This window comes from Streptomyces sp. NPDC058664 (assembly GCF_042716635.1).
Taxonomy (GTDB): Bacteria; Actinomycetota; Actinomycetes; order Streptomycetales; family Streptomycetaceae; genus Streptomyces.
This window is the reverse complement of sequence record NZ_JBHXRW010000001.1, coordinates 168,375-192,016: the sequence shown is the minus strand read 5'-3', so window position 1 is coordinate 192,016 and position 23,642 is coordinate 168,375. Positions and strand designations below refer to the sequence as shown.

General features: G+C 71.8%; 21 protein-coding genes. 15 read left to right on the top strand and 6 right to left on the bottom strand.

Features of this window, described 5'->3' with window-relative positions; all coding sequences use genetic code 11:
• Nucleotides 1-46 precede the first annotated feature (46 nt).
• Complete coding sequence (locus ACFWUY_RS00900) at nucleotides 47-1,081, bottom strand: hypothetical protein (protein ID WP_384100506.1); 1,035 nt, start codon at nucleotides 1,079-1,081, stop codon at nucleotides 47-49.
• A 190-nt stretch (nucleotides 1,082-1,271) separates the two neighbouring features.
• Entirely contained in the window at nucleotides 1,272-1,880 is a 609-nt protein-coding gene (locus ACFWUY_RS00895) for a hypothetical protein (RefSeq protein WP_384100504.1), read from the bottom strand.
• Nucleotides 1,881-2,043: 163 nt separating this feature from the next.
• Between ACFWUY_RS00895 and ACFWUY_RS00890 the strand changes: the two genes are divergently transcribed.
• The 5 genes from ACFWUY_RS00890 (at nucleotide 2,044) to ACFWUY_RS00870 (ending at nucleotide 8,696) form a co-directional block, all read left to right on the top strand.
• Nucleotides 2,044-3,219, top strand: a complete 1,176-nt coding sequence (locus tag ACFWUY_RS00890; protein WP_384100502.1) for a helix-turn-helix domain-containing protein — start codon at nucleotides 2,044-2,046, stop codon at nucleotides 3,217-3,219.
• Nucleotides 3,220-3,344: 125 nt separating this feature from the next.
• Nucleotides 3,345-4,502 (top strand): acyl-CoA dehydrogenase family protein, encoded by a 1,158-nt coding sequence (locus ACFWUY_RS00885; protein ID WP_384100500.1) that lies wholly within the window; start codon nucleotides 3,345-3,347, stop codon nucleotides 4,500-4,502.
• A 5-nt stretch (nucleotides 4,503-4,507) separates the two neighbouring features.
• Nucleotides 4,508-5,377: an acyl-CoA thioesterase II gene (gene tesB, locus ACFWUY_RS00880; RefSeq protein WP_384100498.1), complete on the top strand. Its 870-nt coding sequence runs from the start codon at nucleotides 4,508-4,510 to the stop codon at nucleotides 5,375-5,377.
• A 24-nt stretch (nucleotides 5,378-5,401) separates the two neighbouring features.
• Nucleotides 5,402-6,385: a cation diffusion facilitator family transporter gene (locus ACFWUY_RS00875; protein WP_384100496.1), complete on the top strand. Its 984-nt coding sequence runs from the start codon at nucleotides 5,402-5,404 to the stop codon at nucleotides 6,383-6,385.
• 103 nt (nucleotides 6,386-6,488) lie between these two features.
• The gene (locus ACFWUY_RS00870) at nucleotides 6,489-8,696 is read left to right on the top strand and encodes an FG-GAP repeat domain-containing protein (RefSeq protein WP_384100493.1); all 2,208 of its coding nucleotides are present in this window, start codon (nucleotides 6,489-6,491) and stop codon (nucleotides 8,694-8,696) included.
• Nucleotides 8,697-8,805: 109 nt separating this feature from the next.
• On the opposite strand, the gene ACFWUY_RS00865 is transcribed toward ACFWUY_RS00870, so the two are convergent.
• Nucleotides 8,806-9,579: a phosphatase gene (locus ACFWUY_RS00865; RefSeq protein ID WP_384100491.1), complete on the bottom strand. Its 774-nt coding sequence runs from the start codon at nucleotides 9,577-9,579 to the stop codon at nucleotides 8,806-8,808.
• Nucleotides 9,580-9,724: 145 nt separating this feature from the next.
• Nucleotides 9,725-9,859, bottom strand: a complete 135-nt coding sequence (locus tag ACFWUY_RS00860) for a hypothetical protein (RefSeq protein WP_384100489.1) — start codon at nucleotides 9,857-9,859, stop codon at nucleotides 9,725-9,727.
• Between ACFWUY_RS00860 and ACFWUY_RS00855 the strand changes: the two genes are divergently transcribed.
• Nucleotides 9,843-10,364, top strand: coding sequence for a hypothetical protein (locus ACFWUY_RS00855; protein WP_384100487.1), 522 nt, complete (start codon nucleotides 9,843-9,845; stop codon nucleotides 10,362-10,364). The two genes, ACFWUY_RS00860 and ACFWUY_RS00855, sit on opposite strands and share 17 nt — an antisense overlap.
• 67 nt (nucleotides 10,365-10,431) lie before the next feature.
• Here the strand turns inward: ACFWUY_RS00855 and ACFWUY_RS00850 are convergent, their stop codons facing one another.
• Nucleotides 10,432-11,022 (bottom strand): TetR/AcrR family transcriptional regulator, encoded by a 591-nt coding sequence (locus ACFWUY_RS00850; protein ID WP_384100485.1) that lies wholly within the window; start codon nucleotides 11,020-11,022, stop codon nucleotides 10,432-10,434.
• Between the two features lie 87 nt (nucleotides 11,023-11,109).
• On the opposite strand from ACFWUY_RS00850, the gene ACFWUY_RS00845 reads away from it, so the two are divergent.
• The 9 genes from ACFWUY_RS00845 to ACFWUY_RS00805 all read left to right on the top strand — a co-directional run bounded on the left by ACFWUY_RS00845 (nucleotide 11,110) and on the right by ACFWUY_RS00805 (nucleotide 22,883).
• Complete coding sequence (locus ACFWUY_RS00845; RefSeq protein WP_384100483.1) at nucleotides 11,110-12,717, top strand: carboxyl transferase domain-containing protein; 1,608 nt, start codon at nucleotides 11,110-11,112, stop codon at nucleotides 12,715-12,717.
• A 14-nt stretch (nucleotides 12,718-12,731) separates the two neighbouring features.
• The gene (locus ACFWUY_RS00840; protein ID WP_384100481.1) at nucleotides 12,732-14,675 is read left to right on the top strand and encodes an acetyl/propionyl/methylcrotonyl-CoA carboxylase subunit alpha; all 1,944 of its coding nucleotides are present in this window, start codon (nucleotides 12,732-12,734) and stop codon (nucleotides 14,673-14,675) included.
• The gene (locus tag ACFWUY_RS00835; protein ID WP_384100479.1) at nucleotides 14,672-15,607 is read left to right on the top strand and encodes a hydroxymethylglutaryl-CoA lyase; all 936 of its coding nucleotides are present in this window, start codon (nucleotides 14,672-14,674) and stop codon (nucleotides 15,605-15,607) included. The genes ACFWUY_RS00840 and ACFWUY_RS00835 overlap by 4 nt, the downstream gene beginning before the upstream one ends.
• 8 nt (nucleotides 15,608-15,615) lie before the next feature.
• Nucleotides 15,616-16,776 (top strand): acyl-CoA dehydrogenase family protein, encoded by a 1,161-nt coding sequence (locus tag ACFWUY_RS00830; protein WP_384100477.1) that lies wholly within the window; start codon nucleotides 15,616-15,618, stop codon nucleotides 16,774-16,776.
• 95 nt (nucleotides 16,777-16,871) lie between these two features.
• On the top strand, nucleotides 16,872-17,723 hold the full coding sequence (locus ACFWUY_RS00825) for a siderophore-interacting protein (RefSeq protein ID WP_384100475.1): 852 nt from the start codon (nucleotides 16,872-16,874) through the stop codon (nucleotides 17,721-17,723).
• A 139-nt stretch (nucleotides 17,724-17,862) separates the two neighbouring features.
• Nucleotides 17,863-19,302 (top strand): pyridoxal phosphate-dependent decarboxylase family protein, encoded by a 1,440-nt coding sequence (locus ACFWUY_RS00820; RefSeq protein WP_384100473.1) that lies wholly within the window; start codon nucleotides 17,863-17,865, stop codon nucleotides 19,300-19,302.
• Entirely contained in the window at nucleotides 19,289-20,581 is a 1,293-nt protein-coding gene (locus ACFWUY_RS00815) for a lysine N(6)-hydroxylase/L-ornithine N(5)-oxygenase family protein (RefSeq protein ID WP_384100471.1), read from the top strand. The genes ACFWUY_RS00820 and ACFWUY_RS00815 overlap by 14 nt, the downstream gene beginning before the upstream one ends.
• Complete coding sequence (locus tag ACFWUY_RS00810) at nucleotides 20,578-21,108, top strand: GNAT family N-acetyltransferase (RefSeq protein ID WP_384100469.1); 531 nt, start codon at nucleotides 20,578-20,580, stop codon at nucleotides 21,106-21,108. The genes ACFWUY_RS00815 and ACFWUY_RS00810 overlap by 4 nt, the downstream gene beginning before the upstream one ends.
• The gene (locus ACFWUY_RS00805) at nucleotides 21,105-22,883 is read left to right on the top strand and encodes an IucA/IucC family protein (RefSeq protein ID WP_384100467.1); all 1,779 of its coding nucleotides are present in this window, start codon (nucleotides 21,105-21,107) and stop codon (nucleotides 22,881-22,883) included. The genes ACFWUY_RS00810 and ACFWUY_RS00805 overlap by 4 nt, the downstream gene beginning before the upstream one ends.
• 128 nt (nucleotides 22,884-23,011) lie before the next feature.
• Here ACFWUY_RS00805 and ACFWUY_RS00800 read toward each other — a convergent pair whose 3' ends face one another.
• The gene (locus ACFWUY_RS00800; RefSeq protein ID WP_384100465.1) at nucleotides 23,012-23,386 is read right to left on the bottom strand and encodes a hypothetical protein; all 375 of its coding nucleotides are present in this window, start codon (nucleotides 23,384-23,386) and stop codon (nucleotides 23,012-23,014) included.
• Between the last annotated feature and the right edge of the window lie 256 nt (nucleotides 23,387-23,642).

The window sequence follows — 23,642 nt, the reverse complement described above, 5'->3', positions numbered from 1 at the left end:
AGCGCGTGTTCGGCGCCGCGCGTCAGCCGGACCGGCTCGGCCCGGCTCAGCGGACACCCGCCGCCTGGGCGACGGCCAGTTCCTCGACCCGGCTGCGGTACGCCTCGGCCAGGCCGCCGCCGTCCGCACCGGGAAGTCCCTCCGGACCGACCCCGAGCGATTGCAGGACCGCGTCGGCACGGGACTGACGGTCCGCCAACGCGCCCGTGGTGTGCGGATACATCAGCTCGAGCCCGCGCTTGTCGCCGTCCGACAGGTTCTGCCCGTTACCGGTCGGCGCGCAGCTGCTGGGGGTGGACTTGTAGAAGAACGCCGGGAACCGGTACAGCATCACGGACTTCGGGTCGAAAGGCCCGGCGACGAGATCCGGGTCGTCCACGGTGCGCAGGTTGTGATCCACCTTCGCCCGCGGCCACTTGTTCGGCTTCCCCGCGAGGAACGTGTAGATGCCGGGGCGCCGGCCCTGGGCGTCCGCCACGAAGACACCACCCGGGTCCTGCGTGGGGACGTACCCGACTTCGTCCTCCCAGCGGAACTCGCCCTCGCAGGTGCCGCGCATGTTCTGGTGGGAGTGGTGGAATCCCAGCGCGTGCAGGAACTCGTGCCGCACGGTGCCCTCCCACTGGGCGGGCCTGTTCACCGCGAACCGCCCGAGGTTCAGGCTGCGCTGGCCGGGGTTGCCCCCGACCGGACCGCCTCCCGCGCCGATGGTGGGGTCCGTGCTGTCGGTGCCCACCAGGGAGAAGAAGCCGTCCAGGTCGAAGCTGACCCGGATCTCGGCGGCGAAGGCGGTATCGGCCGTGGTCCAGCGCCGGAACGTTCCGCCTCCGCCGTTCTGCCCGAAGTCGAGTGTCAGGTTGCAGGCGTCGGTGATCTGCTTCGTCGCTCCCGCGACGTCCGCGTGCAACTGGTCGTCCCCGTCGAGGAAGGCGACCCGCACCGTCGAACCCAACGGCCACCTCCCGATGTCGGTGATGAGGAACTCCAGGGCCCCGGCCGACGCGCGCCTCCAGCGGTCCCGCACTTCGATCTCCGCGACGATCTCGTCAGGCAGGGATTCGAGTTCCATGACGGGTTCCATGACGCATCCTTTCGCATCACATTCGAAACGGTCCCCCGACCGGTACCGGTCTCACGACGGATGGGCTGCTCGGCTCGACGCACGAGCGTGCCGACATGGGAATCCCACGTACCAGTATCACCCGAATAGAGCTGTTCTGCGACTTGACTGTCGCTCTGGGTAGTTCAGCATTCATCGAGTTGACGGCACATCAGGGCCAGAGCTTGTTCACCGCGACGCGGGTCGTCGTACGGAAGCCGGCGAGCGGGGCGTCCGCCAGGTCGCCCATCTGGCCCCAGCGGACGAGGGTGACGGTGCGGCCGTCGCGGCCGACGGAGAAGAGGTGGATGTCGGTGGTGCCGATCTGCGGGTCGGCGGTGTCCAGGCTGTAGACCCAGGCACCCTCCTCGACGGCGAGCTTGCCGTGGGAGGCGCTGACGGCGTGCAGGCCCGGGTTCTGCCGCTCCAGCAGGGGCCCGCAGCCGGCGAGGGCCTTGCGGAGGGTGTCGACCAGCTTCACGGCGTCGGCCTCGGTGCGGGCGACGGTGGTGATCTGGACGCCGTTGGTGTCGAGCTCGGTGTTGAACTCGCGGTAGCGGGTGTTCTGCGCCGGGATCTTGTACGGGGCGCAGAGGGCGCCGCCGTTCTCCGGGATGCCGGTGAAGACCTGGGTGGCGGTCCACGGCGTCGACGACGGCGGCATCTGGGAGGCGGCGAGGAAAGCGGGCTGGGCGGCGGCCTGCGCCGGGGCCGTGGCGAGGGCGGCGAGGCCCAGGGCGGCAGCGGCGGCGGTGGCGAGTGCGGTACGGAGCTTGTTCATGGTGGTGGATCCCCCGTCGGGTCGTTCGGTCAGTGCTCGACCAGCGTCGGGCCGGCGCCCGCCGCCTGCAACGGTGACGCGCCCACCATCCGTCCCGGAACCATTCCACCCCCGCTGACGTGCAAGGACGTGAAGGGTGGGACGCAGGGTCGAGGGGGATGGAATGCCGAAGGACGCCGCCGTCGAGGAGTTCGCGCGGCTCGTGCGCGCGCTGAAGGCGCGGGACGGGCGCAGTTACGAGGCGCTGGGCCGGCGCCTGAGCGTCAGCGCGTCCACCCTCCATCGCTACTGCTCGGGCGCGACCGTCCCGGAGGAGTTCGCCGTGGTCGACCGCCTCGCCCTGCTGTGCGGGGCGGACGAGGAGGAGCGGCGGGCCCTTGAGGGGGCCTGGAGCCGCGCGGACCGCACCCGTCGCCCTCCGGCGCCGGAGCCCGACGCGGAGCCCGAGCCCGGCCCGGAATCGAAGCCGGCGCCGGAGCCCGAGCCGACTCCGGAGCCTGCGCCGGAGCCCGAGTCGGCCCCGGAACCTGCGTCCGAGCCCGAGCTGGAACCCGTGCACGCGCGCGTGCCGGGCCTCCCGTCCGAGCGGCGGAGGCGCCGGTGGGGGTGGGTGGGCGTGGTCGGCGGGGCGCTGGCGGTCGTGGGGGCGGTGACGCTCGGAGCCGTACTCCTGCCCGGGAAGACCCGGGAGCGGGCCGCCGAGCCACCGGCGCCGCTGACGTGGACGGTCGCCTCGCACCTCTGGAAGAACGGGTGCGGGCACACCTACCTCGTGGAGCGGACGCCCCCTCCCCCGCCGGAGACGGCCGACGCGCGGAGCTGGGCGGCGGCGCGGGGGGCCGTGGACGGCGGGGAGACGCTGGTGCGGGTGTCGGTGCAGGGGAAGGGCGCGGCGGCGGTGGTGCTCCAGGCGCTGCACGTGCGGGTGGTGGAGCGGGGTGCGCCGCTGCCGTGGGCGGCGTACCGGATGGACGGCGGGTGCGGCGGGGCGGTGACGCCGCGCCGTTTCGAGGTGGACCTGGACCGGCCGCGGCCGGTGGCGCGGGCGCTGGACGGGTACGACGCCTCCGGGGAGGAGGGCCGGACGCTCCCGGCGGTCTCCCTCCCGTACGCGGTCAGCGCCGCCGAGCCGGAAGAACTGCTGGTCACCGCCCGGACGGCGGGGTGTGACTGCCGCTGGTACCTGGAGCTGGAGTGGAGCAGCGAGGGGCGTTCGGGGACGGTCCGGATCACCGACGGAGGCCGCCCCTTCCGTACGGCCTCCGTCGCGGGCGGGTCTTCGTTCGCGTACGACTCCGTGCACCGTCGCTGGACCGCCGTGGAGGCGCCGGCGCCCTGAGGGAACGTGACGTGGGCAACCATGGGCGCGCAGACCTGGACAGCGGCGCGAACCGATGGGTAACTTGACTGAGCAAGCGCTTAGGCATAGTGGGCCAGGCGCCCAGGACTCCGAGGAGGCGGCTCGTGCGCCGTACCGTATTCAACGAGGACCACGAGGCGTTCCGGGAGACCATCCGCGCCTTCATCGAGGCCGAGGTCGTCCCCGTCTACGACGAGTGGTTCGCGGCGGGCCAGGCGCCCCGCGACTTCTACGCCAAGCTCGGCGAGCTGGGCATCTTCGGCATCAACGTGCCCGAGGAGTTCGGCGGCGCGGGCCTGGACACCCACAAGTTCGAGGCCGTCCTCTACGAGGAGACCTCGCGCGCCGGCGTGCAGTTCGGCGGCTCCGGCGTGCACGTGCTGCTCGCCCTGCCGTACATCAAGATGCTCGCCACCGGCGACCAGAAGAAGCGCTACCTGCCGAAGTTCGTCAGCGGCGAGGAGATGTGGGCCCTCGCGATGACCGAGCCGGGCACCGGCTCCGACGTCGCGGGCATGAAGACCACCGCCAAGCTCTCCGAGGACGGCACCCACTACGTCCTCAACGGCTCCAAGACCTTCATCACCGGTGGCGTCCACGCCGACCGCGTGATCGTCTGCGCCCGCACCTCCGCCCCCACGGCCGAGGACCGCCGCTTCGGCATCTCCCTGTTCGCCGTGGACACCAAGTCCGAGGGCTACTCCATCGGCCGCAAGCTGGACAAGCTGGGCCTGCGCACCTCCGACACGGCCGAGCTGGCCTTCGTCGACGTCAAGGTGCCCGTCGAGGACCTGCTCGGCGAGGAGGGCAAGGGCTTCTCCTACCTCGGCCACAACCTGGCCTCCGAGCGCTGGGGCATCGCCTTCGGCGCGTACGCGCAGGCCAAGGCCGCCGTCCGGTTCGCGCAGCAGTACGTGACCGACCGCACCGTCTTCGGCAAGCCGGTCGCGCACTTCCAGAACACCAAGTTCGAACTGGCCGCCTGCCAGGCCGAGGTGGACGCCGCCGAGGCCGTCGCCGACCGCGCCCTGGAGGCCCTGGACGCGGGCGAGCTGACCCCGGCCGAGGCCGCGAGCGCCAAGCTCTTCTGCACCGAGGTCGCGCACCGCGTCATCGACCGCTGCCTCCAGCTGCACGGCGGCTACGGCTACATGAACGAGTACCCGATCGCCCGCCTGTACGCCGACAACCGCGTCAACCGCATCTACGGCGGCACCAGCGAGATCATGAAGTCGATCATCGCCAAGTCGATGGGTCTGTAGTCCAGGTGCCCGACCCGCACGACGCACTCGATGCCCTGCTCGATCTGCTCGACCTGGAGCGGATCGAGCGGGACATCTTCCGGGGTGAGTCCCGCTCCGCGCTCGTCCCCCGCGTCTTCGGCGGCCAGGTGGCCGCCCAGGCGCTGGTGGCGGCGGGCCGGACCGTGCCCGAGGACCGTCTCGCGCACTCCCTCCACGCGTACTTCCTGCGGCCGGGCGACCCGGGCGCGCCGATCGTCTACACGGTCGACCGCATCCGCGACGGCCGGTCCTTCACCACCCGCCGGGTCGTCGCCGTCCAGCACGGCCAGCCGGTCTTCCACCTCTCCGCCTCCTTCCAGGCGTACGAGGAGGGGCTCGACCACCAGGCGGACATGCCGGCCGCGCCCGACCCGGAGTCGCTGCCGACGGCCGCCGAGATGCTCCCCCGGCACCTGCCGGAGGAGATCGCGACCCGGCTCGTCGAGGCGCGCGCGGCCGTGGACCTGCGGTACGCCGACACCCCGCCCTGGGGCTCCGTCGGCGAGCCGCGCGAACCCCGCTCACAGGTGTGGTTCCGCACCAACGGCAAGCTGGCCGACGACCATCTGCTGCACGTCTGCCTGGCGACGTACGTCTCCGACATGACGCTGCTCGACTCCGTGCTGCTCGCGCACGGGCGCGGCGGCTGGGCCCTCGGGGACGTGGTCGGGGCGTCCCTCGACCACGCGATGTGGTTCCACCGGCCGTTCCGGGCCGACGAATGGCTCCTGTACGACCAGGAGTCGCCCTCCGCCTCCGCCGGGCGCGGCCTCGGCCAGGCCAGGATCTGGACGCGGGACGGGAAGCTCGCGATCTCCGTCATCCAGGAGGGTGTCGTTCGCGTCCCCCGCTGACGCCCGGACATACCGTCCGATGTCATGACCAAGGACTCGGGGAACGGCGAGAGCACCTTCACCGTGATCGTGGCGGCGGTGGCGAACCTGGGGATCGCCGCCGCCAAGGCCGTCGCGGGTGTCGTCAGCGGGTCGAGCGCGATGCTCTCCGAGGCGGCCCACTCGCTCGCCGACACGGTCACCGAGGTCATGCTGCTCACCGCGCTCAAGCGGAGCGGGAAACCGGCCGACGAGGACCACCCGATCGGCCACGCCGCCGAACTGTACGTCTGGGCGATGCTGGCGGCCGTCGCCACCTTCGTCGGCGGCGCGGTCTTCTCCGTCTACGACGGGATCCACACCCTCACCCACGGCGAGGAACTCGGCGACCCGACGATCTCGTACATCGTCCTCGGCATCGCCTTCGTCCTGGAGGGCTTCTCGCTGCGGACCGGAATCAGGCAGGTCAAGGCCGAGGCGGAGCGGATGAGGGCCCCGTTCGCCCGCTATCTGCGACTCACCCCCGACACCACCGTCAAGGCGGTCGTCCTGGAGGACTCCGCCGCCCTCGCCGGCCTCATGCTGGCGGCCGGCGGCCTCCTCGGCGGGCAGATCACCGGCTCGGGCGTCTGGGACGGCGTCGCCTCGATCCTCATCGGCGTACTGCTCGTGTACGTGGCCTGGGTGCTCGGCCGGTCCAACGCCGACCTGCTCGTCGGCCGGCCGCTGCCGCGCGAGATGCGGGACGCGGTACGGGAGGAGCTCCTCTCCGTCCCGCACCTCGTGGACGTCCTCGACCTGACGACGCTCATCCAGGGGCCCGGGGAGGTCCTGATCGCGGCGAAGGTCGACTTCCGGGACGTGTCGTCGGCGGCGCAGGTCGAGTGGGCGTGCGAGGACGCGGAGTCCCGACTCCGGGAACGCTTCCCGTCGATCCGCCGGGTGTACCTGGACCCGACGCCGGGCGTGGAGCAGCGCCGGGACCGGCGACCCGCCGATCCGGGCCCGACCGATCCGGGCCCGACCTGAGGGATTCGATCTTCCTTCCGGGTGTCGTACAACCTTGCACGGCTGTCGCGGGTCCTGTGGTTGTGGCGTAGGGACGCCACCACCACAGCCCGGAGGAAGCCCCTTGAAGCACCTCAGCCCGGCCGGCCGGAACCTCGCCGTCGCGGTCACCGTCGCCCTCGCCGTGACAGCCGGGACGGCCCTGGCCGCCACCCCCGCCCTCGCCGCCCCACGAGCGGTCACCGTCGCCTCGGCGGAGCAGCAGGCGGGTCCCTTCGCCCTCGGCTTCAACGAGCAGCTGCACGGCGGCGGCTCCACCGGCTTCCTGACCTGGGCCGGTTCCAGCGACGGCGTGACCACCAGCTGGCAGTGGCGCCGGGCCGCGGACGGGGCCGTGACCACCCTGCCCAAGGGTGCCCCCGACTACGTCAACCCCACGGCGGCGACGAACAGCGACCTCGTCGCGGTGCAGACGGGGGGAAGCGGCTACCGGCTCCTGGACATGGCGGGCGGCGAGCCCGTCGACATCGACACCAGCTCCGTGGGCGAGGGGGCGGAACTCTGGCAGGTCGCGCGTGACACCCTCGTCATGGTCCGCGCCGGCAACAGCCTCCACCTCGTCTCCAAGCCCGGGGACGCGGTCGTGCACCGCCCGGTGCAGGGCCTTCCCGCCGACGCGTACATCCGGGACCTCACGTACTCCCCCTCCGGCGCCCTCGCCGTCCGGTACGAGGTCTCGGACGTGGAGCACCTCGCCGTCGTCGACCTCGCCGCGGCGAAGGTCGTCGAGGACCTGGCCGTGCCCCGCCTCTACCACGCCTCCGAGATCGCTGTCTCGGCCACGCACCTGGCCTGGTCCGAGAGCAACCCCGACGGCTCCGTGACCCTGGTGACGGCCCTCCGGGGTGCGGCGGGGACGACGCGGCACACCACCTTCGAGACCCACGGCGGCTCCTACGTTCCGGTCTCCCTGATCGGGGACTGGGTCGTGTCCGGTGTGTCCGACCACGAGCTCTCGGCCGTCTCCCTCAAGGACGGCACGACCGCCGGCCTCCTCGGCGACCTGGGGGTCGTGTCGGGATCCGGCGACGACCTGCTGGCGCAGGGCACCACTCCGGAGCACGGCGACGGCCTGTACCGGATCGCCCTCGGCCCGGACGGCCGGCCCTCCGTCACCCAGGTGGCGACCAACGGCGCGAGGACTCCGGTCTCGGTCGTGGACGAGCAGGTGCCCGCCACCACCGGTTTCGGCACGGCCGGGTCCAAGGCGGTGCTGCGGTGGAACCTCAGCCGGGGCGACGTGAGGGTGAGCCTGCGGCTGACGCACACGGCGACGGGGAAGACCTGGACGGCCGACAAGGAGCTTCTGGGGACGAGCACCGAGGCCGCCTTCGCGTGGGACGGGACCTTCTCGAACGGGACCGCCGCGTACAACGGCGCCTACGCGTGGCAGGTCACCGCCACCCCGCTCAACGGCGTCGGCGGGCAGATCGAGCGGACCGGCACCCTCCAGGTCGCGAGCGGCACCGCCCCGCACGACTACTCGGACAGCGGCTCCCCCGACCTGCTCGTCCGCGACAGCTCGGGCCACCTCGCCTCGTACGACGTCCGGCAGTTCGTCGCGCAGTCGGAGAAGCCGTGGGAGCGGACCGAGCGGGGCGGCGGCTGGTTCGCGTACGACCGGCTGCTGTCCGCCGGGAACCTCGACGCGACCCCGTACGCGGACGTCGTCGCCCGCGACAAGCAGGGCGTGCTGTGGCTCTACTCGGGCACCGGCCACTCGCTTTCGCCGCGGGTCAGGATCGGCTCCGGCTGGGGCGTGTACAAGACGTTCGCGGCGGGCTCCGACCTGACCGGGGACGGCCGCCCCGACCTCGTCGCCACCGACACGACGGGCGTCCTGTGGCTGTACAAGGCCACCGGCGACGCCGCCAAGCCGTTCGCGCCGCGCGTCCGCGTCGGCGGCGGGTGGAACACGTACGACCTGCTCACCGCCCCGGGCGACATCGGCGGCGCGAAGACCGGCGACCTCCTGGCCCGCGACCGGAACGGCGACCTGTGGCTGTACCTCGGAAAGGGGGACGGCACGTTCGCGCCGCGCACCAAGGCCGGCCGCGGGTGGAGCCAGTTCCGGCACATCGTCAACATCGGCGATGTGGACCGGGACGGCCGGGCGGACCTGATCGCGGAGAGCGGACCCCCGCAGTCCTCGCTGCTCCACGTCTACAAGGGCACCGGTGACTGGAAGACCCCGTTCAGGCGCGGAACGCACCTCGACGTCGTCTCGCCGTACAGCTCCGCGTACGACACCCCCGACCCCGTCGTCTTCTGATCCCCTCACCGCAAGGGGGAGGCGCCCCGACACGGACGCCCCGCGCCGAGGCGGCGCGGGGCGTTCCCGTCTTCCGGTCCCGCGCCCCGGTCCGGGGGCGCTGGGCCCGTCAGGCGAGGCCCGCCGCGTTCAGGGTGTACGCCGTCAGCGGCTCGTAGAAGCGGGGGTCCAGGACGTGGTCGTCGAGGGGGATCGTCACCTGCATGGTGCCCTCCGCCTCGCCGAGGAAGAGCGCCGGGTCGTTGCAGTCCGCGTACCCGACGGAGTCGATCCCCCGCTGGCCCGCCCGGCCCGCCCAGCCGTGGTCCGCGATCACCAGGTCGGGCCGGCCGTCCTCGCCGAGCGCGTCGAGGATCGCGTTCATCGGCTCAGGGGAGTGGGTGTGCCAGAGGCTCGCCCCGCGTTCGAAGACGGCGACGTCCGCGAACTGCACGACGTACCCCTCGTCGGCGACGAGCCCGCCGGGGATGCGGACGATGTCGCAGCCCTGGGCGCGCAGCGCGGCGGCGACCCGGCTGTGCACGTCGATCAGCGCGCCGGGGTGACCGGTCGCGAAGAGGACCCGCTCCTTGCCGGCGGCGGCCTTGCGGAGCCGGGCGGCCATCCGGTCGAGGCCGTCCACGGTGAGCTCGGGGTCGATGGTGTCCTGGCCGGTCCGGTGGGCCGGGTCGTCGATGACTCCGCAGCGCTCGGCCATCACGGCGAGCACGTCCTGCTCGTCGGTCCAGCGGTCACCGAGGTCGATGCCGAGCCAGTAGTGCCGGTCGCCGTTGGCGAGCTTGCGGTAGTGGGAGAGGTTGTTGTCGCGCGGTGTGGCCACGTCTCCCGCGATCCGGGTGCGGACGAGGTGCTCGACGAGGGCGGGGCGGCTGAGTATCGGCATGGGGCACATTCTGCCGGGCCCCGCCCCCGGGCGTCCCGGATGATCGGACACCGGGACGCCCGGGGGCTCCGAGGGCTGGACGGTGATCGTGTGCGTACACGTCGAAGGAAACCCCGGGCAGTCGTGCGGCCGAGCGACCGGGCGGCTACGCGCCGGATCGGTCCGCCGGGGCGCCGAGCACCCCGCGCACCTCGGGGCTCGCGTCGGAGAGCTCGTGCAGCAGCTCCTTCCTCGCCAGCCTGTACTTCCAGCAGGTCCACGGGATGAGCGCCTTCGCCACCGGCCTCTCGCTGCTGCCCATGGGCCTCGCGGCCCTCGCCGTCGCCCTGGCCGCCCCGGTGCTCGCCGGCGCGCTGGGGCTCGGCGGGATGTACGCGGCGGGCGCCGCGCTCCAGCTCGTCGGTACGGGCGCCCTCGCCACCGGCACCGGCTCGGTCGGGCTGACCGTCGTGGCGCTCGCCGTCGTCGGCGCGGGTCTGCCGGCCTGCTTCGTCCCGCTGTTCGGCATCGGCACCTCGCACGTCGGGGTGGAGGAGTCGGGCGTCGGTTCCGGCCTGCTGAACACCTTCAACGAGAGCGGCGCCGCCCTGGGCATCGCCGTGGTCGGCACCCTCCTCGCGACCTCCGTCGACGGGCGTCTGGAGGAGGGCGCCTCCGTCTCGGCCGCGACCGCCTCCGGCGTCGCCGACGGCTTCCTCGCCCTCGCGGTCTGCGCCGCGGCCGCCCTCGTCATCGCCCTCGCGCTGCGCCGCCTGACCCGCGACGAGCGGCCGGCCGCCGCGTAGTCCGGAAGCACCCACCGCGTCCGGGCCCTCACGCCCGTGCGGGCCCGGACGTCGGCGTTTCGGGCTTTCAGGCCGTCAGTGCCCCGAGGGCGCCGTGTGCCAGGTTCCTGAGCAGGCGTTCCATCTCGGCGCGGCCCAGCGGGGCGCCCAGGTGCGGGGTCGAGTTCAGGAGGCCGAAGACCGCGTGGACCGCGGCCCGCGCCTCCGGCTCGCCGGCGTCCGGGTACAGCTCCCGCACCACGGTCACCCACAGTTCGACGTACTGCCGCTGGAGCTGCCGCACCCGCTTGCGGTCCTCGTCCTTGAGCCGGTCGAGCTCCCGGTCGTGCAGGGTGATCAGCGGCCGGTCGTCGAGGGCGAAGTCGATGTGCCCGTCGATGAGGGCGCCGAGGAGCGCCCCGGGGTCGCCGGCGGTCTCGCCGACGCGCAGCCGTCCGCCGTCGAGGAGCCGCTCGCTGATCCCCACGAGCAGCTCGGCGAGCATCGCGTCCTTGCCGGGGAAGTGGCGGTAGAGGCCGGGTCCGCTGATGCCGACGGCCGCTCCTATCTCGTCCACGCCCACGCCGTGGAAGCCGCGCTCGGCGAAGAGGCGGGCGGCCTCTTTGAGGATCTGCTCGCGTCGCGTCGGGGCGTCCGTGCGGGTAGGGCTTGTGGTCATGGGTCCAATCCTAGACAACCCCGTTAGCGGTCGTTAACCTGAGCGGCATACGTTAACGCTCATTAACCGAGCAAGGGAGCTCGAGGGATGCAGCAGGCACCTGTGCTGACGAGTGCGGCGGATCCCGCCTCGCCGGCCTGGCAGGCGAACGAGGCGGCGCACCACGAGCTGGCCGCGACCCTGCGCGCCAAGCTCGCGGCGGCCGCGCTGGGCGGGGGTGAGAAGTCCCGGGCCCGGCACACCGCGCGCGGCAAGCTGCTGCCCAGGGACCGGGTGGACACCCTCCTCGACCCGGGTTCGCCCTTCCTGGAGCTGGCTCCGCTGGCGGCGCACGGCATGTACGGCGACCAGGCCCCGGCGGCCGGGGTCATCGCCGGTATCGGGCGGGTCTCGGGCCGCGAGTGCGTGATCGTCGCGAACGACGCGACCGTCAAGGGCGGCACGTACTACCCGATGACGGTGAAGAAGCACCTCCGCGCCCAGGAGGTGGCCCTGGAGAATCGTCTCCCCTGCCTCTACCTGGTCGACTCGGGCGGCGCCTTCCTGCCGATGCAGGACGAGGTCTTCCCGGACCGTGAGCACTTCGGCCGGATCTTCTACAACCAGGCCCGCATGTCCGGCGCGGGCATCCCGCAGATCGCGGCGGTCCTCGGCTCCTGCACGGCGGGCGGCGCGTACGTCCCGGCGATGAGCGACGAGGCCGTGATCGTACGGAACCAGGGGACCATCTTCCTGGGCGGACCGCCCCTCGTGAAGGCGGCGACCGGCGAGGTCGTCACGGCGGAGGAGCTGGGCGGCGGCGAGGTCCACTCCCGGATCTCCGGCGTCACCGACCACCTGGCCGAGGACGACGCCCACGCCCTGCGGATCGTGCGGAACATCGTGGCCACGCTCCCGGAGCGCGGTGCGCTGCCGTGGTCGGTGGAGCCGGTCGAGGAACCGAAGGTCGACCCGTACGGCCTGTACGGTGCGGTGCCGGTGGACTCCCGCACCCCGTACGACGTGCGCGAGGTGATCGCCCGGGTCGTGGACGGCTCGCGCTTCCAGGAGTTCAAGTCCGAGTACGGGCAGACGCTCATCACCGGCTTCGCCCGGATCCACGGGCACCCGGTCGGCATCGTCGCCAACAACGGCATCCTGTTCGCCGAGTCCGCCCAGAAGGGCGCGCACTTCATCGAGCTGTGCGACCAGCGCGGGATCCCGCTCGTCTTCCTGCAGAACATCACGGGCTTCATGGTCGGCAAGGCGTACGAGCACGGCGGCATCGCCAAGCACGGCGCCAAGATGGTCACGGCCGTCGCCACCACCCGGGTGCCGAAGCTGACGGTCGTCGTCGGCGGTTCGTACGGCGCGGGCAACTACTCGATGTGCGGCCGGGCGTACTCGCCCCGCTTCCTGTGGATGTGGCCGAACGCCAAGATCTCGGTCATGGGCGGCGAGCAGGCCGCGTCCGTCCTCGCGACGGTCAAGCGCGACCAGCTCGGCGACGGGTGGAGCGCGGACGAGGAAGAGGCCTTCAAGGCCCCGATCCGCGAGCAGTACGAGTCCCAGGGCAACGCCTACTACGCGACCGCCCGGCTCTGGGACGACGGGGTCATCGACCCGCTGGAGACCCGGCAGGTCCTCGGCCTCGCCCTGACCGCCTGTGCCAACGCGCCCCTGGGTGACCCCCAGTTCGGCGTCTTCCGGATGTGAGGGGCTCCCAGGAGATGCGCAGCTTGTTCCAGCACAGCATGTTCGACACAGTGCTCGTCGCCAATCGCGGCGAGATCGCGGTCCGGGTCATCCGCACCCTGCGGGCGATGGGCGTGCGCTCGGTGGCCGTGTACAGCGACGCGGACGCCGACGCCCGGCACGTACGGGAGGCGGACACGGCGGTACGGATCGGCCCGCCGCCGGCCGCCGAGTCGTACCTGTCCGTCCCGGCGCTGCTCGACGCGGCCCGGCGCACCGGTGCGCAGGCCGTCCACCCCGGCTACGGCTTCCTCGCGGAGAACGCCGGCTTCGCGCAGGCGTGCGCGGACGCGGGCCTCGTCTTCATCGGTCCTCCGGCCTCCGCCATCTCCCTGATGGGCGACAAGATCAGGGCGAAGGACACCGTGAAGGCGGCGGGCGTGCCCGTCGTCCCCGGCGCCGCCGACCCCGAACTGGCCGAGGCCGCCCGCGAGCTGGGCGCGCCCGTGCTGCTCAAGCCGAGCGCGGGCGGCGGCGGCAAGGGCATGCGGCTCGTCCGGGACCTGGCGGTCCTGGAGGACGAGATCGCGGCGGCCCGCCGCGAGGCCCGCTCCTCGTTCGGTGACGACACGCTGCTCGTGGAGCGGTGGATCGACCGGCCCCGGCACATCGAGATCCAGGTCCTCGCCGACGCCCACGGGAACGTGGTGCACCTCGGTGAGCGCGAGTGCTCGCTCCAGCGGCGCCACCAGAAGATCATCGAGGAGGCGCCGAGCGTCCTGCTGACCCCGGAGATCCGGGCGGCGATGGGCGCGGCGGCGGTCGAGGCGGCACGGTCCTGCGGGTATGTCGGCGCGGGTACGGTCGAGTTCATCGTGCCGGGCGGCGACCCGGCCTCGTACTACTTCATGGAGATGAACACCCGGCTCCAGGTCGAGCACCCGGTGACCGAGCTGATCACCGGGGTGGACCTGGTGGAGTGGCAGCTGCGGGTGGCGGCGGGCGAGCCGCTCGACTTCACGCAGGACGACGTCCGGCTCGACGGCTGGGCGATCGAGGCCCGCATCTGCGCGGAAGACCCGTCGAGGGGCTTCCTCCCGTCGGGCGGCACGGTCCTGGCCCTGAACGAACCGCAGGGCGACGGAGTCCGCACGGACTCGGGCCTCTCCCGGGGCACGGAGGTCTCCTCCCTCTACGACCCGATGCTGTCGAAGGTCATCGTCCACGCGAAGGACCGCCCCACGGCCCTCCGCAAGCTGCGCGCGGCCCTGGCGGACACGGTCACCCTGGGCGTCCCGACGAACGCGGGCTTCCTGCGCGGGCTCCTCGCCCACCCGGACGTCGTCTCCGGCGCCCTGGACACGGGCCTGGTCGAGCGGGACGCGGAGAGCCTGGTCCCGGAGGGCGTACCGGCGGAGGTGTACGCGGCGGCGGCGGCCGTCCGGCTCGCGGGGCTGGCCCCGGTGGCGCGGGACGGCTGGACGGACCCGTTCTCGGCGCCGAGCGGCTGGCGGCTCGGCGGCCGTCCGGCTCCGCTGCCCTTCTCCGTACGCGTATCGGGACGCGAACCCGTCACCGTCGAGGCCCCGGGCGGCGCCCGGGTCACCACCGACTCGGTGACCGTGACGGTGGACGGGGTCGTCCACCGCTTCCACCGCGCGGGGAACTGGCTCGGCCGGGACGGCGACTCCTGGCACGTCCTCGACCACGACCCCGTCGAGGCCGCGCTCAGCGGGGCGAGGCACGGTGGGGCGGACACGCTCGCCGCGCCGATGCCCGGGACCGTCACCGTCGTCAAGGTGGCCGTCGGGGACGAGGTCGAGGCGGGGCAGAGTCTGCTCGTCGTCGAGGCGATGAAGATGGAGCACGTCATCTCCGCCCCGCACGCCGGCACCGTCACCGAGCTGGACGTCACGCCCGGCAGCACCGTCGCCATGGACCAGGTCCTGGCCGTCGTCGCCCCCCGGGAGGAATCATGACCACCGGACTGCCCATGACGGTGCGCGACCCCTCGCTCCCCGCCCGGGTCCGGATCCACGAGGTCGGCGCCCGGGACGGGCTGCAGAACGAGAAGGCGCTCGTCCCGACCGGGGTGAAGGCGGAGTTCGTCCGGAGGCTCGCCGCCGCCGGGCTCTCCACCGTCGAGGCGACCAGCTTCGTGCACCCGAAGTGGGTGCCCCAACTGGCGGACGCGGAGGAGCTGTTCCCGCTCGTCCGCGACCTGCCGGTCCGGCTGCCGGTGCTCGTGCCGAACGAGCGGGGCCTCGACCGGGCGCTCGCCCTCGGCGTCCGCGAGATCGCCGTGTTCGCCTCCGCCACCGAGTCGTTCGCGAAGGCCAATCTCAACCGGACCGTCGACGAGGCCCTCGCGCTGTTCGCCCCGACGGTCGTCCGGGCGATAGAGGCGGGCCTCAAGGTCCGTGGCTACCTGTCGATGTGCTTCGGCGACCCCTGGGAGGGCGCCGTCCCGGTCGAGCAGGTCGTGCGGGTCACGAAGGCGCTGGCCGAGATGGGCTGCGACGAGCTGAGCCTCGGGGACACCATCGGGGTCGCCACCCCGGGGCACGTCCAGGAGCTGCTCACCGCGCTGAACGAGGCCGGCGTCCCCACCTCCCGTATCGCCGTGCACTTCCACGACACGTACGGGCAGGCCCTCTCCAACACCCTGGCCGCCCTGCGCCACGGAGTGACCACCGTCGACGCCTCCGCCGGCGGCCTCGGCGGCTGCCCGTACGCGAAGAGCGCGACCGGCAATCTCGCCACCGAGGACCTCGTGTGGATGCTCGACGGTCTCGGCATCGAGACCGGGGTCGATCTGGCCGCCCTCACCGCCACGAGCGTGTGGATGGCCGACCAACTGGGCCGACCCAGCCCTTCCCGTACCGTCCGTGCCCTCTCCCACCAGGAGTGACGAACACCATGTCCCTCGACCACCGCCTCACCGCCGAGCACGAGGAACTCCGCCGTACCGTCGAGGCGTTCGCCCACGACGTGGTGGCGCCGAAGATCGGCGACTACTACGAGCGGCACGAGTTCCCGTACGAGATCGTCCGCGAGATGGGCCGTATGGGCCTGTTCGGGCTGCCGTTCCCCGAGGAGTACGGCGGCATGGGCGGCGACTACCTGGCGCTCGGCATCGCCCTGGAGGAGCTGGCCCGGGTCGACTCCTCCGTGGCGATCACCCTGGAGGCCGGCGTCTCGCTCGGCGCGATGCCGCTGCACCTCTTCGGTACGGAGGAGCAGAAGCGGGAGTGGCTGCCGAGGCTCTGCGCCGGTGAGCTGCTCGGCGCGTTCGGTCTGACCGAGCCGGGCGCCGGCTCGGACGCGGGCGGCACCCGCACCACCGCCGTCCGCGACGGCGACGAGTGGGTGATCAACGGGTCGAAGTGCTTCATCACCAACTCCGGCACGGACATCACGGGTCTGGTGACGGTCACGGCGGTCACCGGCCGCAAGCCGGACGGGCGTCCGCTGATCTCCTCGATCATCGTCCCCTCCGGCACGCCCGGTTTCACGGTCGCCGCCCCCTACTCGAAGGTCGGCTGGAACGCCTCGGACACCCGTGAGCTGTCCTTCGACGACGTCCGGGTCCCGGTGGGGAACCTGCTCGGCGAGGAGGGGCGTGGGTACGCGCAGTTCCTGCGGATCCTGGACGAGGGCCGGGTCGCCATCGCGGCGCTCGCGACGGGGCTCGCGCAGGGCTGTGTGGACGAGTCGGTGAAGTACGCGAAGGAACGTCACGCCTTCGGCCGGCCGATCGGCGACAACCAGGCCATCCAGTTCAAGATCGCCGACATGGAGATGCGGGCGCACATGGCCCGGATCGGCTGGCGGGACGCGGCCTCGCGCCTCGTCCTCGGCGAGCCGTTCAAGAAGGAGGCGGCGATCGCGAAGCTGTACTCCTCCACGGTGGCGGTGGACAACGCCCGTGAGGCGACCCAGATCCACGGCGGCTACGGCTTCATGAACGAGTACCCGGTGGCCCGGATGTGGCGCGACTCGAAGATCCTGGAGATCGGCGAGGGCACGAGCGAGGTCCAGCGGATGCTGATCGCACGGGAGTTGGGCCTTCAGGCCTGAGCCGACCGGTCCGGTGAGGAGGGCCCGCCGCCCCGAGGGGGTGGCGGGCCCTCCCCCGTACAGATCCTTATGAGGTTAGGCTAACCTATGTTTTCATGACGAACTCCGAGACCGCCCCCTTCCAGTTCTTCCACCTCCAGGTGGACCGGACCCGGCGGCTCGGCCCGTCCCTGGTCCGGGTCACCTTCACCGGGGACGACCTGAAGGGCTTCGCCGCCGGTGGCCGCGACCAGTCGCTCTCCCTCTTCCTGCCGCACCCCGGCCAGGAGGCGCCCGCCCTGCCGCCTCTGGACAACCCGGACATGTACGCCATCCTGGGCGCCTGGCGGGCGATGCCGGACGACGAGCGGGCCGTGATGCGCTCGTACACCGTCCGCGAGCAGCGCACCGAGCCGGCGGACGAGGTCGACATCGACTTCGCCCTGCACGAGGACGGCGGGCCCGCCTGCCGCTGGGCCGCCCAGGCCAAGCCCGGTGACCGGGTGGTCGTCCTCGGCCCGGCGGTCGCCGAGAACACCGGTGTCCGCTTCCGGCTGCCCGAGGACGCCGACTCCGTCCTGATCTGGGCGGACGAGACGGCCCTCCCGGCCGCCTCGGCGATCCTGGAGTGGTTGCCGGCCGAGACCCGCGCCCAGGTGTTCCTCGAAGTCCCGCACTCGGGCGACCGCATGGAGCTCGCGACGCAGGCCGACGCCACCGTCACCTGGCTCGTACGGGAGGAGGGGGCGCCGTCCGCCGTGGACGCGGTGCGCGGCGCCGAGCTGCCCGGAGAGGCCCCGTACGTCTGGATCGCGGGCGAGTCCGGCGCGGTGAAGGCGCTGCGCCGGCACTTCGTGCGGGAGCGCGGTCTCGACCGGCGCCGGGTGACGTTCGTCGGTTACTGGCGCAAGGGTCTTTCCGAGGACGCGCTGCGCGAGGTCCCGGACGAGACCCAGGAAGACGTGTAGGCGCACGCACGTCAACTCCCGCTCCCCCGGTGCGACCTGAGAGGGGCGAGGGGACGTTGCGACGCTTCGTTAGGTTAGGCTAACCTAACCAGGCATCGCCGCTCCCTCGTCCCTCGCCGCTGTTCCGGAGGCCCCCCACATGCGCTCGCACCTGCTCAACGACGCCACGGCGGAGAGCTACCGCCGCTCCGTCACCGAAGGAGTCGAGCGCGTGGCGGCGAAACTCGCCTCGACGCGGGGCCCGTTCACCGGTGTGACGCCCGCCGAGCTCGCGCCCGTCATCGACGCCGTCGACCTCGACCGGCCGCTCGGCGACTCCTCCGCCGCCCTCGACGAGCTGGAGAGCGTCTACCTCCGCGACGCCGTCTACTTCCACCACCCCCGCTACCTGGGCCACCTCAACTGCCCGGTGGTCATCCCCGCCGTCCTCGGCGAGGCCGTCCTCTCGGCGGTCAACTCCTCGCTCGACACCTGGGACCAGAGCGCCGGCGGCACCCTCATCGAGCGCAAGCTGATCGACTGGACCACCGGCCGCATCGGCCTCGGCCCGGCCGCCGACGGCGTGTTCACCAGCGGTGGCACGCAGTCCAACCTCCAGGCCCTGCTCCTCGCCCGCGAGGAGGCCAAGACGGACGACCTGTCCCGGCTCCGCGTCTTCTCCTCCGAGTGCAGCCACTTCAGCGTCCAGAAGTCGGCCACCCTCCTCGGCCTCGGCCACGACGCCGTCGTCTCGATCCCGGTCGACCGGAACAAGCGGATGCAGTCCGTCGTCCTCGCCGCCGAGCTGGAGGCCTGCCGCGCCGAGGGCCTCGTCCCGATGGCGATCGTCGCCACCGCCGGTACCACCGACTTCGGCTCCATCGACCCGCTGCCCGAGATCGCCGCCCTGGCCGACGAGTACGGCGCCTGGATGCACGTGGACGCGGCCTACGGCTGCGGGCTGCTCGCCTCCCCGACCCGCCGCCACCTCCTGGACGGCATCGAGCGGGCCGCCTCGGTCACCGTCGACTTCCACAAGTCCTTCTTCCAGCCGGTCAGCTCCTCGGCCGTCCTGGTCCGCGACGGCGCCACCCTGCGCCACGCGACCTACCACGCGGACTACCTGAACCCGCGCCGCACCATCGCGGAGCAGATACCGAACCAGGTCGACAAGTCGCTCCAGACCACCCGCCGCTTCGACGCGCTCAAGCTGTGGATGACCCTGCGCGTGATGGGCGCCGACGGCGTCGGTCAGCTCTTCGACGAGGTCTGCGACCTGGCCGCCGAGGGCTTCGCGCTGCTCGCCGCCGACCCGCGCTACGACGTCGTGGTCGAGCCGCAGCTCTCCACGCTCGTCTACCGCTACATCCCGGAGGCCGTCACCTCCCCCGAGGACGTCGACCGGGCCAACCTGCACGCCCGGAAGGCCCTGTTCGCCTCCGGCGAGGCCGTCGTCGCCGGGACCAAGGTCGACGGCCGCCAGTACCTCAAGTTCACCTTGCTCAACCCCGAGACCACCGTGGCGGACATCGCCGCCGTCCTCGATCTGATCGCCGGCCACGCCGAGCAGTACCTGGGAGAGAACCTTGTCCACGCCTGAGACCCCTGAGAACTCCGGGATCCACGACTTCATCGGCATCGGGCTCGGTCCGTTCAACCTCGGGCTCGCCTGCCTGACCGAGCCGATCGACGAGCTGAACGGCCTCTTCCTGGAGTCGAAGCCGGACTTCGAGTGGCACTCGGGGATGTTCCTCGAAGGCGCCCACCTCCAGACCCCGTTCATGTCGGACCTGGTCACGATGGCCGACCCGACCTCGCCGTACTCCTTCCTGAACTACCTGAAGGAGAAGGGCCGGCTCTACTCGTTCTACATCCGGGAGAACTTCTACCCGCTGCGGACCGAGTACAACGACTACTGCCGCTGGGCCGCCGGGAAACTCTCCTCGGTCCGCTTCTCGACGACCGTCGCCTCCGTGGCCTTCGACGAGACCGCCGAGGTGTACGTGGTGACCACCGAGGCCGGAGAAACGTTCCGCTCGCGGAAGCTCGTCCTCGGCACCGGCACCCCGGCGTACGTCCCCGAGACCTGCCAGGACCTCGGCGGCGACCTGATCCACAACTCGCGCTACCTCCCGAACAAGGCGGAGCTGCAGAAGAAGAAGTCGATCACCCTGGTCGGCAGCGGCCAGAGCGCCGCCGAGATCTACTACGACCTCCTGAGCGAGATCGACGCCCACGGCTACCAGCTGAACTGGGTGACCCGCTCCCCGCGCTTCTTCCCGCTCGAGTACACCAAGCTCACCCTGGAGATGACCTCCCCGGAGTACGTGGACTACTTCCACGCGCTGCCCGAGCAGACCCGCTACCGCCTGGAGACCCAGCAGAAGGGCCTCTTCAAGGGCATCGACGGCGAGCTGATCGACGCCATCTTCGACCTGCTCTACCAGAAGAACCTCAACGGCCCCGTGCCCACCAGGCTCCTCACCAACTCGGCCCTGCACTCCGCCGCGTACGACGCGGAGACGGGCACGTACACCCTCGGCTTCCGCCAGGAGGAGCAGGAGAAGGACTTCACCCTGGAGACCGAGGGCCTGATCCTCGCCACCGGGTACAAGTACGCCGTCCCCGCGTTCCTGGAGCCGGTCCGCGACCGCCTCAACTGGGACGGCCAGGGCCGCTTCGACGTGGCCCGCAACTACGCGATCGACACGACCGGCCGCGGGGTCTTCCTGCAGAACGCCGGTGTGCACACGCACTCGATCACCTCGCCCGACCTCGGCATGGGGGCGTACCGCAACGCGTACATCATCGGGGCGATGCTGGGATACGACTACTACCCCGTCGAGAAGACCATCGCTTTCCAGGAGTTCGCGGTATGACCGTATCGATACGTCCCTTCGACCCGTCGAAGGACGCCCGGCTGATCCACCCGTGGGTCACCCATCCCAAAGCCGCCTTCTGGATGATGCAGGGCGCCACCCTCCAGGACGTCGAGCGCGAGTACACGGCGATCACCGCCCATCCGCACCACGACGCCTTCATCGGCCTGGTCGACGGCGAGCCCGCCTTCCTGATGGAGCGGTACGACCCGTCGAAGCTGGAACTGGTCGGCCTGTACGACCCGCGGCCGGGTGACGTCGGCATGCACTTCCTCGTCGCGCCCACCGACACCCCCGTGCACGGCTTCACCCGGACCGTGATCACCGCCGTCATGGCGGAGCTGTTCGCCGACCCGGCGACCGCGCGTGTGGTCGTCGAGCCGGACGTGTCCAACAAGGCCGTCCACGCGCTCAACGAGGCCGTCGGCTTCGTGCCCGAGCGGGAGATCCAGAAGCCGGAGAAGAAGGCCCTGCTGAGCTTCTGCACCCGCGAGCAGTTCGAGGCGGCAGTGGGTGTGACCGTATGACCATCACCGATCCCGTCGCGCACCTCACCCCGGAGCGCTGGGCGGACGCCAACCGCGCCCTGATCCGCAAGGGCCTCGCCGAGTTCGCCCACGAGCGGCTCCTCGACCCGCGCGAGCTGGGCGAGAGCCGCTACGCGGTCCTCGCCGACGACGGCGTGACCGAGTACCGCTTCACCGCGGACCGGTTCGCCCTCGACCACTGGCAGGTCTACCCCGAGTCGATCAGCCGGCACCGCGGCGACGAGCAGCTCCCGCTCGACGCGCTGCAGTTCATCACCGAACTGCGCGGCGCCCTCGGCCTGAGCGACGAGGTCCTGCCGGTCTACCTGGAGGAGATCTCCTCCACCCTCGCCGGCACGGCCTACAAGGCGACCAAGCCGAAGGTGACCTCCGCCGAGCTGGCCCACGCCGGCTTCCAGGCCATCGAGACCGGCATGACCGAGGGCCACCCCTGCTTCGTCGCCAACAACGGCCGGCTCGGCTTCGGCGTCGACGAGTTCCGCGCGTACGCCCCCGAGGCCGCGAGCGACATCCACCTGATCTGGCTGGCGGCGCACCGCGACCGCACCACGTTCACGGCGGGCGCGGACATCGAGTACGAGACCTTCGTCCGCGCGGAGCTCGGCGATGCCACGGTGGACGGCTTCGCGGCGACGCTGGCCGCCCGGGGCCTGGACCCGGCCGACTACCTCCTCATGCCCTGCCACCCCTGGCAGTGGTGGAACAAGCTGTCGGTCACCTTCGCGGCCGAGGTGGCGCAGCAGCGTCTCGTCTACCTGGGCGAGGGCGACGACACGTACCTGGCGCAGCAGTCGATCCGTACGTTCTTCAACACCTCGGACCCGTCGAAGCACTACGTGAAGACGGCCCTGTCGGTCCTCAACATGGGCTTCATGCGGGGTCTGTCGGCCGCGTACATGGAGGCCACCCCGGCCATCAACGACTGGCTGCACCAGCTCATCGAGTCGGACTCCGTCTTCGCGGCGGCCCGGTTCTCGATCATCCGCGAGCGGGCGGCCGTCGGCTACCGGCACCTGGAGTACGAGGCCGCGACCGACCGCTACTCGCCGTACCGCAAGATGCTGGCGGCGCTCTGGCGCGAGTCCCCGGTGCCGACCCTCGCCGAGGGCGAGCGCCTGGCGACGATGGCCTCGCTCCTCCACGTGGACCACGCGGGCGCGTCCTTCGCGGGCGCGCTGATCAAGGAATCGGGCCAGGAGGCGACGGTCTGGCTCCGCCAGTACCTGGACGCGTACCTCCTCCCGGTCCTGCACAGCTTCTACGCGTACGACCTGGCGTTCATGCCGCACGGCGAGAACGTGATCCTGGTCCTCGACGAGCAGGGCACGGTCTCCCGCGCGATCTTCAAGGACATCGCCGAGGAGATCGTCGTCATGGACCCGACGGCGGTCCTGCCGCCGGCCGTGGAGCGCGTCCGCGCCGAGATCCCGGAGGACATGAAGCTCCTCTCGGTCTTCACGGACGTCTTCGACTGCTTCTTCCGCTTCCTGGGCGCGACCCTGGCGGCGGAGGGCGTCCTCGCGGAGGACGACTTCTGGCGCACGGTGGCGGAGTGCGTCCGCGCCTACGAGAAGTCGAAGCCGGAACTGGCGGACCGCTTCGCCCAGTACGACATGTTCGCGGAGACGTTCGCCCTGTCGGCCCTCAACCGCCTCCAGCTGCGCAACAACAAGCAGATGGTCGACCTGTCGGACCCGTCGGCGGCCCTCCAGCTGGTCGGCGACCTGGTGAACCCGATCGCCCGCTTCGCCTGACGCTGATAGCCCTCATACCGATGTGAGCCCCGCCGGAGTACGGTCCTCCGCCGGGGCTCACATCTTCTCCCTCCTCCACGCCGGTGCGGCGCCGAGCCGGGTGGAGCCCGGTCGGGGGGAAAGGCCGTTCAGGCGCCCTCGTCGAAGCGGCCCGCCTCCACCTGGAGGGCGAGGGTCTGCAGCACCTCGGCCGAGGAGACGTCGGTCCGCCCCTCGTCGTGCGCCACGGCGAGACTCGTGAAGGCCAGGGTGAACCCGGAGACCATGGTGTACAGCGCGGGACCGAGAGCCGTGGCGAGGAGGTGGGTCACCTCTTGCGGAGTGGCGTCGGCCGGCACCCTGATGTGGGGCAGCATCTCGTTCAGCATCTGCGTGATCACCCGTGGTTCGATCTCCGACGCCGACTCGAGAGCCTCCTCGTCCCCGTCCTCCACCGCCCGCCGGATCTCCTGAGCCTCCGTCAGGATGCCGATCACTCGCCTCAGAACCTCAGCTCGCTCCATCCACGGAGCTTAGCCCCGGCCCGGCACGTGCGGTCCGTCCGGCCGCCCGCCCCACGGCCGTGACCGCTACCGCGTGGAGCCGCACGCGGAACCCCCGGCACTCGTCACCGGGGCGACGTACTCGACCGTCACGGCGAAGGTGTCGTGCCCGGTCGTGACGGCGTGCGCCAGGCATTGCATGCAGTCGTCGAACCGCCGCGCCGGATACGCGCACGGCGCGCACCCCGGGACGGGCTCGGGCCGGGGTCGAAGCCCG